The organism is Klebsiella sp. C360 (genome assembly GCF_048822415.1).
GTDB classification, from domain to species: Bacteria; Pseudomonadota; Gammaproteobacteria; order Enterobacterales; family Enterobacteriaceae; genus Klebsiella; species Klebsiella quasipneumoniae.
Genome location: NZ_JBMEZZ010000005.1, coordinates 1 through 12,964, shown reverse-complemented (window position 1 = coordinate 12,964; position 12,964 = coordinate 1). Strand labels below are relative to the sequence as shown.

Sequence of the window (12,964 nt, the reverse complement as noted above, 5' to 3'; positions counted from 1 at the left end):
TGGGATTGAAGTAATTAATTTCTACTATAGCGCCAGCTTTCCTACTCTGCAGATCTTCCCACTTCAGAGGTGATGTTATGAAAGTACTGCTGATTTACGCCCATCCGGAACCGCGCTCCCTCAATGGCGGACTCAAAGATTTCGCCATCCGTCATCTGCAGCAGGCCGGTCATGAAGTCCAGGTGTCCGATCTCTACGCCATGCGCTGGAAGGCCGGGTATGACGCCGACGACAGCGGCGCGCCGCCGGTCGGCGAGTTCTGGCGTCCTACCCTTGATTCAAAACAGGCCTTTTCGCAAGGAACTCAAAGCGCGGATATCGCAGCCGAGCAGGAAAAGCTGCTGTGGGCCGATACGGTGATTTTTCAGTTCCCGCTGTGGTGGTTCTCGATGCCGGCGATCATGAAAGGCTGGATCGATCGGGTATACGCTTGGGGCTTTGCCTATGGCGTCGGCGAGCACAGCGACCGCCACTGGGGCGATCGCTATGGGGAAGGCACCTTCGTCGGCAAGCGGGCAATGCTGATCGTCACCGCCGGCGGCTGGGCGGAACACTATTCACCTCGCGGGATCAATGGCCCCATCGACGACATCCTGTTCCCCATTCAGCACGGTATGCTGTTCTACCCCGGCTTCGAGGTGCTTCCGCCGCTGGTGTTCTACCGCACGGACAAAACCGATGCCGCGCAGTTCGCCGACCAGTGCGCCACCCTGGCCGGGCGGCTGGACACGCTGTGGCAAACTGAGCCCATTCCATTTCGCCGGCAAAATCATGGCGACTATCTGATCCCGTCGCTGACGCTGCGCCCGGAGCTGGCGCCGGGGCAAAGCGGCCTGGCGGTGCATTTGCGTAGCGAGTAGCAGACAAACGCTGCCCGTCTTCGCCACCGAGGATGGGTAGTTTATCCGACTCTCTCCAGCCCCAGCATGCCTCGCGCCTGGATAAAGCACAGCAGCAATACACCCCACAGCGCCATCGTCAGATAGGGACTGATACCGAGGATATTGAACCCACTCTCAATAATCTGCAGCAGAAACAGCGCTAGCACCATCCCGACGATGCGCCCGCTGCCGCCATCCGGATTCACGCCGCCAAGCACCGCCGCGAGGATCGACACCAACAGATACGATTCTCCATAAGACGCTTTGGCTGAGTTCAGCTTCGACATCATCAGAAACGCGGCCACAGCGCAGAGCAGGGCCGAGATGACATATACCCACATCAACACCCGTCGGGTATTGATCCCGGAATAATGGGTCGCCCGCTCGTTGGATCCGATCAACATGATCGCCCGACCCAGCGGGCTTTTCTCCAGCAGCACCCACAGCCCGATCGCCACCACCGCAAAAAGCCACATTGGTAGCGGAATACCAAACCACTGGGCATGATTCAGCCACAGCACCCACTGAGGATAGTTAGCGATGGCGCTGCCGCCGGTGATCAAAATATTTATCCCTTTGAGCAGGGTCATCATACCGAGGGTAGCCAGGATCGGCGAAACACGGATCCCGGCGATCAGTATCCCGTTGCACAGGCCAATGATCATCGCCGCCCCTCCGCCGGCCAGCAGCGTCGCCAGCGCAGTGGCGGCACCCGGTGGATAGCTTGTCGCTACCCAGGCCATCACCAGCGAGCAGGCGTTGGCGGTCGCGATAATTGATAGATTAATGCCGCCGCAAAGCATGGTCATTGCCATCGCCAGCGCCAGGATCCCCAACACCGGCATTTGCGAGGCAATCGACTGGAAATTAGTGACAGACCAGAAGATGTTTGGCATGGCAATGCTAAAGGCGATAACCGTCAGCAGCAGCAGGCCGATCAGGTAAAACTCAACGTTATTGCGCCATGATTTTTTCATAACAAGCTCCGGTTCTGATGCTGGCTCCAGGCCGTTACGCTGATACTGACGACGATGATCGCCCCGGTAATCAGGGTCTGCCAGTAGGAGGAGACCCCCAGCAGGTTCAGGCCGTTCTGCATCACCGCCAGTAAAATCACCCCCAGCAGCGTACCGGTGAGGGATCCGCGCCCGCCAATCAGGCTGGTACCGCCCAGCACCACCGCGGCCAGCACCGTCAGCTCATAGCCCAGCAATGAATCCGGCGCGACAGTCATCACTGTCCATGCCTGCACGACACCTGCGGCCCCCGACATCAACCCCATATAGCCATAAACGAACAACTGCAGGCGGAGCACACTGAAGCCGACGCGGCTGGCGGATTCCCGGTTGCCGCCCATGGCATAGATCTTGCGGCCAACGGTGGTGAAATTCATGATAAAGGCGGTCAACAACACCACCGCTATCATCGTCAGCAGCGGCAGCCCCAGGCCGTAATCGTAACCATCGGCATCGGTGTATTTGAACAGCATGACCCCCTTTTCAAACCACGGGGGGAAGTCATAGAGCCAGACACCTTTGCTTAACCACAGCAGCAAACCGTAGAAAATATTGAGCGTGGAAATGGTGATAATGATCGAGGGGACCCGCAGACGATTGACCAACAGCGCGTTAACCAGCCCCAGTAGCACGCCGATACCGCCGGCAAGCACAAAGGCCACCGCGAAGTTGCCGCCCACTTTTTGCAGCATCACTACCATGCCGTACTGGGCGATAATGGTCATGGCCGGGAAGGAGATATCAATCCCGCCGGCGATCAGCACCACGAACAGGCCACAGGCGAGGATAGTCAGCATCGCGTAGTTATTAGCGAGGTCGTAAATATTACCGAAAGTGAAAAATTCCTCACTGCGCCAGCCCAGCATCAGGCACAGCGCGATAATAAACATACCTAACCAGAATTCATGTTGTTTCAACAGATTAGCCATTAACCACCTCCGCTATCTGCTGTTGGTTACTGCTGTCCGGCAGGAAGCTATGCGTCAATTCGCCCTGCTTCATCACCAGGATGCGATGACTCTGGTACCACGCCTCTTCGATCTCGTCACAAATCATCAGCACGGCGATGCCATGGGCAGCCAAATCGCTGATGATATGATAGATCCCGGCTTTGTTTGCGATATCCACCCCCACCGTCGGGCTATCAAGGATCAGCAGCTTAGGGGCGATCGCCAGCCATTTGGCGATAGAGACGCGTTGGGCATTGCCGCCGGAGAGGGTATTCACCGGCAAATGCGTATCCGGCGCTTTAATGGTCAACGCGTTGACCATTCTCGCGACCAGTTGCTGAGCTTTACTGTCACTCAATAGTCCGCAAGTGCCTTTCACTTTATGAAACACCGTGCTGATGATGTTATTTTCAATCGACTGACTCATCACCAGGCCGCGTGACATACGGTCCTCAGAGACATAGCCGATACCGTGGCGGATAGCGTCCTGATTGCTACGCAACCGCACCGGTTGGCCATTTATCAGGATCTCGCCGCTGTCGGGGCGGGTCATGCCGAAAAGGCTCAGGCACAACTCTGTTCGCCCCGCACCCAGCAGGCCGACTATCGACACCACTTCTCCGGCTTCGACCTTCAGAGAGACGTTGTGATATTCCCCCTTGCGGCTGAGATTGCGCACTTCCAGTACCGGCGTGCTGCCCTTCCCTTGCCACAGCTCGCGCACCTGATAATCAAACTCCTGGCCCGTCATCAGAAAACCGAGTCGCCGAGTAGTCACCTCTGCTGCCGGTAAGGTGCCGACCAGATTGCCATCCTTCAGCACGCTGATGCGATCCGATACGGCCATGACCTCTTCCAGACGGTGGCTAACGAAGACGATGCAGATCCCCCTCTCACGTAGCTGGCGCACGACATTCAGTAGTCCCTCCACTTCCTGATGGGTCAATGAGGCCGTGGGTTCATCCATAATGATAAGCCGGGCGTCCTGCGCCAGCGCGCGGCAGATCGCCACCAGCTGGCAGCGGGCGATGGAGAGCGACTCAACGGTGGCATCAAGCGGCAGCGAGACGTTAATACTCCGCATCGCCTGCTCCGCACTGCGCCGCAGTTCGCTGCGCTTTACCAGCACGCCGCGGTGATAGTGGTTGATGGCAATGTTCTCCCACACGCTGAGATTGGGAAACAGCGACAGATCCTGATAAATCACCTGGATCCCATGGGCGACAGAGGCCGCAGGCGTCAGTCTGGGCCACGTCTTGCCGCCCAGCTCCATCGCCGCGCCCTCATCCGGGCGATAGACGCCGGAGATAATTTTGATCAACGTCGACTTCCCGCAACCGTTCTGCCCGGCCAGGCAGTGTACTTCCCCGGGCATAAAATCGATGCTGATATCATTGAGCGCGCGGTTGGCGTGGAAGGTTTTGCTGACGTGACGAAGGGAAAGGAAAGGTTCCATAACATCCCCTGGCAGGTTAAGCCGGGGCGCCAGGCGCCCCGGAAGATGGATTAGTAGAGCGAATCAATATTGTCTTTATTTACCAGCAGCACTTTATGGAAGCGGATAATATGCTTGTCGCTATCGACATCCGCTTTACCGAGCTCTTTCAGTTCAAATCCTGGCTCAATGGATTTGCCGTTCAGCAGGGTGCTGGCGACGGCCGCGAGGGCATAGCCGGCTGTCGCCGGATCGTAGGTAATGCCTTCTGTAATATCACCACTCTTAATGAGGGAGGCCGCCTGCGATGGGATCATCATCCCGTAGACCGCAACTTTGTTTTTCGCACGCTTCTCTTTCACCGCGCGCCCCGCGCCAATCGGACCATTCGAACCAAAAGAGACCACCGCTTTCAAATCCGGATAAGTTTTCATTAGATCGAGCGTGGTACGGCGGGAATCATCAACACTTTCCGCTACCGGCATGCGGCGGGTGACTTCATGCATGTCCGGATAATGCTCTTTTTGGTATTTCACCAGCAGATCGGCCCACAGGTTGTGCTGCGGTACCGTAAGACTACCTACATAGATAACGTAGCCGCCTTTGCCACCCATCCGCTTGGCCATATGCTCCACATATTCAGCGGCGAACTTCTCGTTATCGATGATCTCCACATCCCAGTTGGCGCTCGGCTGCCCGGGCGATTCGTTGGTCAGCACGACGATGCCGGCATCACGGGCTTTTTTGAATACCGGCTCCAGCACGTTGGCATCGTTAGGCACGATAGTGATGGCATCCACTTTACGTGCAATCAGGTCCTCAATAATTTTCACCTGCTGCGGCGCGTCGGTGCTGGACGGCCCAACCTGAGAGGCGTTGAGGTTAAACTCTTTCCCAGCCTGGACTACCCCTTCACCCATCCGGTTAAACCATGGCATGCCATCTACTTTTGAAATATTGACTACCGTTTTTTCCGCCGCATATACCGGCGCGGAAATAAGCGCAGCCCCCAACAGCAAGGATGAAAAAATATTAACGACCAGACGTTTATGCATAATAATTAGCCTCAATACGTTGTAGTCAGACAGGGGTATGACGCAAAATGGAAAAAAGATATAAATAGTAATAATGTTAATAATTTAGAAGAGAATAAACACAAGCTGTAACAGCAGACAGGTAATATCCAGCTATAAATATGGATAATAATACTATAATCCTGTGACGTGAGCTTTTTCACAAAAAGCCTGCAACATACTTTATTGTTCCATAATAATTATCAGGTCTATGAGAAAACCTATTTTCCCGTCTGGTCATTTACCGCAAAACAACAAAAAAATAATACCAGAAAAATCATATGGTTTTTGATTGCGCTCTTGGCCTATTCCGTGGCAGGATAAAAAGATGAACAGAAACGCGATCGTAACCTATCCCCGCCGTTGGTGGCTGCCTGCATAACAGGCGGCACGATACACGTTTCCATTTTCAAAGCCGCCGGAAGGCGGCTTTGGTGTTTTCAGGACGTCTTTCGGCTGAACAGTCTGATAAGGAGTCCCTGATGAACCATCCGCAAACCATCCTCACTGGCGACCGCCCCACCGGCCAGCTACATCTTGGCCATTACGTCGGCTCGCTGCGCCAGCGCGTCGCGCTGCAGCACGACCACCAGCAGTTTATCCTTATCGCCGACCTGCAAGGGCTCACTGACAACGGCAGCCACCCGCAAAAAATCAGCCATCATATTCTCGAAGTGATGGCCGATTATCTGGCCGTCGGCATTGACCCCAGGCTCACCACGCTCTGCCTGCAGTCCGCCCTGCCCGCGCTGGCGGAGCTCAGCGCGCTGTATATGAATATCGTCACCGTCGCCCGCGTGGAACGTAATCCGACGGTCAAAAATGAGATTGCCCAGAAGGGATTCGCCCGTTCGCTGCCGGTGGGCTTTCTCGCCTATCCGATTAGCCAGGCGGCCGATATCACCGCCTTCAAAGCCGAACTGGTGCCAGTGGGCGACGATCAGCTACCGATGATTGAGCAGACCAACGAGATCGTCCACAAGATGAATAGCCTCACCGGCGAACCGGTGCTGCGCCACTGCAAGGCGCTACTCAGCGAAGTGAGCCGCCTGCCGGGCGTCGACGGCAACGCCAAAATGTCGAAATCGCTGGGCAATACGCTGACGTTATCGGCCAGTGAAGAGGAGATCCACCGCGCGGTCAGCGCGATGTATACCGACCCGACGCACCTGAGAGTCAGCGATCCGGGCCATGTCGACGGCAACGTGGTGTTCACCTATCTCGACGCTTTCCATAGCGATAAGGCGCGGGTGGCTGAGATGAAAGCCCACTATCAGCGCGGCGGGCTGGGGGATCGCCAGTGTAAGAATGAACTGGAAACCTGCCTGCAGGCGCTCCTGGCGCCGATCCGCGAACGGCGGGCCACCTTTATTCAGGATAAAGGGATGCTGCTGGAATTGTTGCGTCAGGGCAGCGAGCGCGCCCACCAGTTGACGCAGCAGACGCTGCATGAGGTGAAACGAGGTCTGGGGCTGCCGGTCCTGTTCTGAGGTGATGAAAGGTTTCCGGTAGTGGATATTTTGTTAACGCGCCGACAAGACCCTGTCTTTAGTGTGGACAATACCGCCGCGAATGTTACTATCACGTTAACGGTAGCTCTCACTATGCGTGTTTCATTAAGGCCAGGATCGCTGATGATGACCACATAAGTAGTACAGCGTTCGGCTGCGCATCGACGCGGTAGAGCGCTGCGTCAGCGGCCCTTCCCCACTCATTCGTCCTTCGCAAGGAGGACGCTCCGCCCGTCGGAGAAGACACGCGTATCACTTCGCACAGGGAATCAAGCGAGTCGCGTATGGACAAAATAAAGAAACGTTGGACAGGGTATTTTGTCGGCTTACTGGTGGTACTCGCCGCCGCAGCATGGTGGCTGCTGCGCCCGCCGGGCCTCCCGGAGGGTTTTGCCAGTAGCAACGGACGAATCGAAGCCACCGAGGTGGATATTGCCAGCAAAATCGCCGGGCGTATCGACACCATTCTGGTCAAAGAGGGTCAGTTCGTGCACCAGGGAGAGGTGCTGGCGAGAATGGATACCCGTGTACTGAACGAGCAGCGTCTTGAAGCCGCCGCGCAAATCAAGGAAGCGGAAAGCACGGTCCTGGCCGCCAGAGCCTTGCTCGATCAGCGGCAAAGTGAAATGCGCGCCAGCGAAGCGGTAGTGAAGCAGCGTCAGGCGGAGCTCGACTCCACGGCGAAACGTCACGTCCGCTCGCACACTCTCTCCCAGCGCGGCGCCGTCTCCGCTCAGCAGCTGGATGACGATCGCGCCGCGGCGGAGAGCGCTCGCGCGGCGCTGGAGTCGGCGAAAGCCCAGGTCTCTGCCGCCCGCGCCGCCATCGAGGCCGCCCGCACCAGTATTATTCAGGCGCAAACCCGCGTCGAAGCCGCCCAGGCGACCGAGCGGCGGATCCTCGCCGATATTGACGATAGCGAGCTGAAAGCCCCCCGCGACGGCCGTATTCAGTATCGCGTCGCCGAGCCCGGCGAAGTGCTGGCCGCCGGTGGTCGGGTGCTGAATATGGTCGATCTCGCCGACGTCTATATGACTTTCTTTCTGCCCACCGAACAGGCAGGTCTGCTGGCGCTCGGCAGCGAAGCGCGCTTGATCCTCGATGCCGCTCCGGATCTGGTGATCCCGGCCAATATCAGCTTTGTCGCCAGCGTCGCCCAGTTCACGCCGAAAACGGTGGAGACCCGCGACGAGCGTCTCAAACTGATGTTCCGCGTCAAAGCGCGTATCCCGCCGGAGCTGCTGGCGCAGCACCTGGAGTATGTCAAAACCGGTCTGCCCGGCATGGCTTACGTGCGGCTGGATAACCAGCAGTCCTGGCCTGAAGCCCTGACGGTGAGGTTGCCGCAATGATACTGACGCCACAGGATACCTCGCCCCCCGTCGCCCGGCTGGACAACGTTGGCCAGCGCTTCGGCACCACCGTGGCGCTGCGGGATATCAGTCTGGCGATCCCGGCGCGGCGCATGGTCGGCCTGATTGGCCCGGACGGCGTCGGCAAATCGAGCCTGCTCTCTCTCATCGCCGGGGCGCGGGCCATTGAGCAGGGTAACGTGATGGTGCTCGACGGGGATATGCGCGACGTTCATCACCGCCGCGAGGTGTGCCCGAAGATTGCCTGGATGCCGCAGGGGCTGGGGAAAAACCTCTATCACACCCTTTCGGTGTATGAAAACGTCGACTTCTTCGCCCGCCTGTTTGGCCACGATAAAGCCGAACGCGAATCTCGTATCAACGAGCTGCTGCAGAGCACCGGGCTGGCGCCGTTTCGCGATCGCCCGGCGGGTAAGCTCTCCGGCGGGATGAAGCAAAAGCTGGGGCTCTGTTGCGCCCTTATCCACGACCCGCAGCTGCTGATCCTCGATGAACCCACCACCGGCGTCGACCCGCTTTCCCGGGCGCAGTTCTGGGAGCTTATCGACAGCATTCGTCAGCGCCAGCCGGAGATGAGCGTACTGGTGGCTACCGCCTACATGGAAGAGGCTGAGCGCTTTGACTGGCTGGTGGCGATGAACGCCGGCGAGGTGCTGGCGACCGGTACCGCTGCGGAGCTGAAAGCGCAGACCGGCAGTCAGACACTGGAGCAGGCGTTTATCGCCCTGCTGCCGGAAGCGCAGCGCCAGGCGCATAAGGCAGTGGTAATCCCGCCGCGCGACGACCGCGAGGAAGAGATCGCCATCGAAGCCCGTGGGCTGACCATGCGCTTTGGCGACTTCGTCGCCGTCGACCACGTTAACTTCCGCATCGCCCGCGGTGAAATCTTCGGCTTCCTCGGCTCCAACGGCTGCGGCAAATCCACCACCATGAAGATGCTCACCGGCCTGCTGCCCGCCAGCGAAGGCGAAGCCTGGCTGTTCGGCCAGCCGGTCGACCCGAAAGATATCGCTACCCGCCAGCGGGTGGGCTATATGTCGCAGGCTTTCTCGCTCTATAGCGAACTGACCGTCCGGCAAAACCTCGAATTGCACGCCCGCCTGTTTCATATTCCGGACGGCGAGATCCCCGGGCGGGTGGCGGAAATGAGCGAGCGCTTCATGCTCAGCGAAGTGGAAGACGCCCTGCCCACCGCCCTGCCGCTGGGCATCCGTCAGCGTCTGTCGCTGGCGGTGGCGGTCATCCATCGCCCGGAAATGCTGATCCTCGACGAACCCACCTCCGGGGTCGATCCGGTGGCACGGGATATGTTCTGGCAGCTGATGGTCGACCTCGCGCGTCAGGATCGGGTGACCATTTTTATCTCCACCCACTTTATGAATGAGGCAGAACGCTGCGACCGCATCTCGCTGATGCACGCCGGCAAGGTGCTGGCCAGCGATACGCCGCAGGCGCTGGTCGAGCAGCGCGGTGCCGCCAGCCTCGAAGAGGCGTTTATCGCCTGGCTCCAGGAGGCGCAGCCAACCGCCGCAGCTCCTGAGGAACCTGCGCCTGCTGCAGCATTCCATCCAGAACGCGCGGCCCCGCGCCAGGCCTTCAGTCTGCAACGGCTGTTCAGCTACAGCCGCCGCGAAGCGCTGGAACTGCGCCGCGATCCGGTGCGCTCGACGCTGGCGCTGCTGGGAACGGTGATCCTGATGTTTATCATGGGCTATGGGATCAGCATGGACGTCGAGGATCTGCGCTTTGCGGTACTCGACCGCGATCAAACCCTCAGCAGTCAGGGCTGGTCGCAGAATATCGCTGGCTCACGTTACTTTATTGAACAGGCGCCGCTGCGCAGTTACGATGAGCTCGACCGGCGGATGCGCGACGGCGAGCTGGCGGTGGCGATAGAGATCCCGCCGAACTTTGGCCGCGATATCGCCCGCGGCACGCCGGTGCAAATCGGCGTCTGGGTGGATGGCGCAATGCCAAACCGCGCGGAAACGGTGCGCGGCTACGTGCAGGCCATGCATCTGGCCTGGCTGCAGGAGATGGCCGCCCGGCAGAGCAGTCCGCAGCGCGCTACCTCTCTCATCTCCATTGAGACCCGCTATCGCTATAATCCGGACGTGAAGAGCCTGCCGGCCATCGTCCCGGCGGTGATCCCGCTGCTGCTGATGATGATCCCGGCGATGCTCAGCGCCCTGAGCGTGGTACGCGAGAAGGAGCTCGGGTCGATCATCAACCTGTACGTGACGCCGACCACCCGCAGCGAATTCCTGCTCGGCAAGCAGGTGCCTTACATCGTACTGGGAATGTTTAACTTCTTTTTGCTGTGCGCGCTGTCGGTCTTCGTCTTTGGCGTATCACATAAGGGCAGCTTCCTGACGCTGAGCCTGGCGGCGCTGCTCTATGTCACCATCGCCACCGGACTGGGACTGCTGATCTCAACCTTTATGAAGAGCCAAATCGCCGCCATCTTCGGCACCGCCATCATTACGCTCATCCCGGCGACCCAGTTCTCCGGGATGATCGATCCGGTGGCGTCGCTGGAAGGCCCCGGGCGCTGGATTGGACAAATCTACCCGACCAGCCACTTCCTGACTATCGCCCGCGGCACCTTCTCCAAAGCGCTGAATCTCAGTGATTTGTGGGGCTCCTTTATTCCCCTACTGATTGCGGTGCCGCTGGTGCTCGGGCTGAGCGTGTTGCTGCTGAAGAAACAGGAGGGGTGATGCGCGGATTACGTAATATTTATAACCTCGGCGTTAAAGAGCTGCGCAGCCTGCTGGGTGATAAAGCGATGCTGGCGCTGATCGTGTTTGCTTTTACCGTGTCGGTGTACTCCTCAGCTACGGTGATGCCCGGCTCGCTGCACCTGGCGCCGATTGCGGTTGCCGATATGGATAAGTCGCAGCTCTCTTCACGCATCATTAACGCTTTCTACCGCCCCTGGTTTCTCGAACCGGAGCTGATCACCGCCGATGAGATGGACGCCGGCCTGGATGCCGGGCGCTACACTTTCGCCATCAATATTCCGCCAAATTTCCAGCGCGATGTGCTGGCCGGCCGCCAGCCGGAAGTGCAGGTCAACGTCGACGCCACGCGCATGAGCCAGGCCTTTACCGGTAACGGCTATATCCAGAATATTATTAACGGCGAAGTAAACGGCTTCATTGCCCGCTACCGGGAGAACAGCGTGCTGCCGGTAGAGCTGGCGGTAAGAATGCGCTTTAACCCTAACCTGGAACAGGAGCGCTTTGGCGCGGTGATGGCGATCATCAACAACATCACCATGCTGGCTATTGTCCTCACCGGCTCGGCGCTGATCCGCGAGCGCGAGCACGGTACCATCGAGCACCTGCTGGTGATGCCGGTTACGCCGTTTGAGATCATGATGGCCAAGATCTGGTCGATGGGGCTGGTGGTGCTGGTGGTCTCCGGGCTGTCGCTGCTGCTGATGGTTCAGGGGATTTTGCAGGTGCCCATTGAGGGGTCGATTCCACTGTTTATGCTGGGGGTGGCGCTCAGCCTGTTCGCCACCACCTCGATCGGCATTTTTATGGGCACCCTCGCCCGCTCGATGCCGCAGCTGGGGCTGCTGATGATCCTGGTGCTGCTGCCGCTGCAGATGCTCTCTGGCGGCTCCACGCCGCGTGAAAGTATGCCGCAGCTGGTTCAGGATATCATGTTGACCATGCCGACCACCCACTTCGTCAGTCTGGCGCAGGCGATTCTCTACCGCGGCGCCAGCTTCAGTATCGTCTGGCCGCAGTTCTTAACCTTGCTGGCTATCGGAGCGGTGTTCTTTACTATCGCCCTGCTGCGTTTTCGCAAAACGATTGGTCAGATGGCGTAAGGGCTTAAGAAGGGCCGTCGACTCCCGGCGGCCCGAATGGTTTATTTGTGGCGATTCATAAAGTGGCGAAGACCCCAGGTGAAGGCCATCGCCATGCTGAAGAGAATGAACAGCAGCACCACCCAGCTGATGGAGATGCGCAGCAGCGTGCCGGGGGTCATAAACGGCTGCAGATAGACAGTGAAGGACTGGGCGGGTGATTTCCCCAGCAGTTCATACAGGTTATCCGTCAGCCACACGCCGACCCGGCAGAACAGCCAGATTATCGCTGGCCAGCAGAGCAGCACCAGAAAGGTAAAGCGCTCCTGAAGGTAGGTGAAGAGCCGGCGCAACGGCGACCAGTTAAGCAGGATTTTCATTTCTATTCTCATATTGCCAGCCGATAACCAGAGCAGATAGCGCAAGGTACGTCGGACAGCATCCATACAGGCAATCATCCCTCTTTGTATATCAAATTTGCTGTCATATAAACCAGATCAAGTTAACAAAGTGTTAATGATATGGCACATCAAGCCCAAAAACCGGCAAGATGCATACCCATTGTTGCAATAAATGGGGAGTGAAGTCCTCAGTGGCGGAAATAATTTCGTAATTTCGCTAACGCGTTAATATTCCGAAAGAAGAAGCAGCGCTATTATTTCGCAGAGCACAAGATAATAGCGCTGAAATAGAGAGAGATATTTAATCGTAGCCACTGATAATTATTTTTCGACTCGTATCATTGGATAAATTCACGGTACGAGCGACCACACCACGCGCGTAATTCTCAGTATTTTGCGAGGCAAAAAGATAGGTATTTTCCCGCAGCGTTGCAGAGGTTGTTTATTCACCATACCCGTGTTGCAGGTTTCTGACACCACCCGCCCGGAGAGCGTCAGGTT

General features: G+C 57.9%; 11 protein-coding genes. 5 read left to right on the top strand and 6 right to left on the bottom strand.

Features of this window, described 5'->3' with window-relative positions:
- The first annotated feature begins 77 nt into the window (after positions 1 to 77).
- Positions 78 to 860, top strand: a complete 783-nt coding sequence (locus ACOI7D_RS14975; RefSeq protein WP_048336338.1) for an NAD(P)H-dependent oxidoreductase — start codon at positions 78 to 80, stop codon at positions 858 to 860.
- A 41-nt stretch (positions 861 to 901) separates the two neighbouring features.
- Here ACOI7D_RS14975 and ACOI7D_RS14970 read toward each other — a convergent pair whose 3' ends face one another.
- Genes ACOI7D_RS14970 through ACOI7D_RS14955 form a run of 4 tightly spaced genes read right to left on the bottom strand, consistent with a single transcriptional unit; the run spans position 902 to position 5,337 of the window.
- On the bottom strand, positions 902 to 1,858 hold the full coding sequence (locus tag ACOI7D_RS14970) for an ABC transporter permease (RefSeq protein WP_023291825.1): 957 nt from the start codon (positions 1,856 to 1,858) through the stop codon (positions 902 to 904).
- Positions 1,855 to 2,826 (bottom strand): ABC transporter permease, encoded by a 972-nt coding sequence (locus ACOI7D_RS14965; protein ID WP_044525269.1) that lies wholly within the window; start codon positions 2,824 to 2,826, stop codon positions 1,855 to 1,857. Before ACOI7D_RS14965 ends, ACOI7D_RS14970 begins: the two co-directional genes overlap by 4 nt.
- Positions 2,819 to 4,303, bottom strand: a complete 1,485-nt coding sequence (locus ACOI7D_RS14960) for a sugar ABC transporter ATP-binding protein (protein ID WP_048296582.1) — start codon at positions 4,301 to 4,303, stop codon at positions 2,819 to 2,821. Before ACOI7D_RS14960 ends, ACOI7D_RS14965 begins: the two co-directional genes overlap by 8 nt.
- Before the next feature lie 50 nt (positions 4,304 to 4,353).
- Positions 4,354 to 5,337 carry an autoinducer 2 ABC transporter substrate-binding protein gene (locus ACOI7D_RS14955; protein WP_023291822.1) on the bottom strand — a complete coding sequence of 328 codons (984 nt, stop codon included), beginning with the start codon at positions 5,335 to 5,337 and terminating at the stop codon, positions 4,354 to 4,356.
- Between the two features lie 500 nt (positions 5,338 to 5,837).
- Here ACOI7D_RS14955 and trpS point away from each other — a divergent pair, with 500 nt between their 5' ends.
- The 4 genes from trpS to ACOI7D_RS14935 all read left to right on the top strand — a co-directional run bounded on the left by trpS (position 5,838) and on the right by ACOI7D_RS14935 (position 12,083).
- Positions 5,838 to 6,845: a tryptophan--tRNA ligase gene (gene trpS / locus ACOI7D_RS14950; protein WP_109546687.1), complete on the top strand. Its 1,008-nt coding sequence runs from the start codon at positions 5,838 to 5,840 to the stop codon at positions 6,843 to 6,845.
- 305 nt (positions 6,846 to 7,150) lie between these two features.
- A complete protein-coding gene (locus ACOI7D_RS14945) occupies positions 7,151 to 8,218 on the top strand; it encodes an HlyD family secretion protein (protein WP_072422436.1) in 1,068 nt (355 codons plus the stop codon).
- Positions 8,215 to 10,959, top strand: a complete 2,745-nt coding sequence (rbbA, locus tag ACOI7D_RS14940; protein ID WP_109546688.1) for a ribosome-associated ATPase/putative transporter RbbA — start codon at positions 8,215 to 8,217, stop codon at positions 10,957 to 10,959. Before ACOI7D_RS14945 ends, rbbA begins: the two co-directional genes overlap by 4 nt.
- Complete coding sequence (locus tag ACOI7D_RS14935; RefSeq protein ID WP_048336335.1) at positions 10,959 to 12,083, top strand: ABC transporter permease; 1,125 nt, start codon at positions 10,959 to 10,961, stop codon at positions 12,081 to 12,083. The genes rbbA and ACOI7D_RS14935 overlap by 1 nt, the downstream gene beginning before the upstream one ends.
- A gap of 41 nt (positions 12,084 to 12,124) precedes the next feature.
- On the opposite strand, the gene ACOI7D_RS14930 is transcribed toward ACOI7D_RS14935, so the two are convergent.
- Positions 12,125 to 12,442 carry a hypothetical protein gene (locus tag ACOI7D_RS14930; protein WP_004204117.1) on the bottom strand — a complete coding sequence of 106 codons (318 nt, stop codon included), beginning with the start codon at positions 12,440 to 12,442 and terminating at the stop codon, positions 12,125 to 12,127.
- A gap of 372 nt (positions 12,443 to 12,814) precedes the next feature.
- Positions 12,815 to 12,961 carry a DUF2574 family protein gene (locus ACOI7D_RS14925; RefSeq protein ID WP_142905846.1) on the bottom strand — a complete coding sequence of 49 codons (147 nt, stop codon included), beginning with the start codon at positions 12,959 to 12,961 and terminating at the stop codon, positions 12,815 to 12,817.
- Between the last annotated feature and the right edge of the window lie 3 nt (positions 12,962 to 12,964).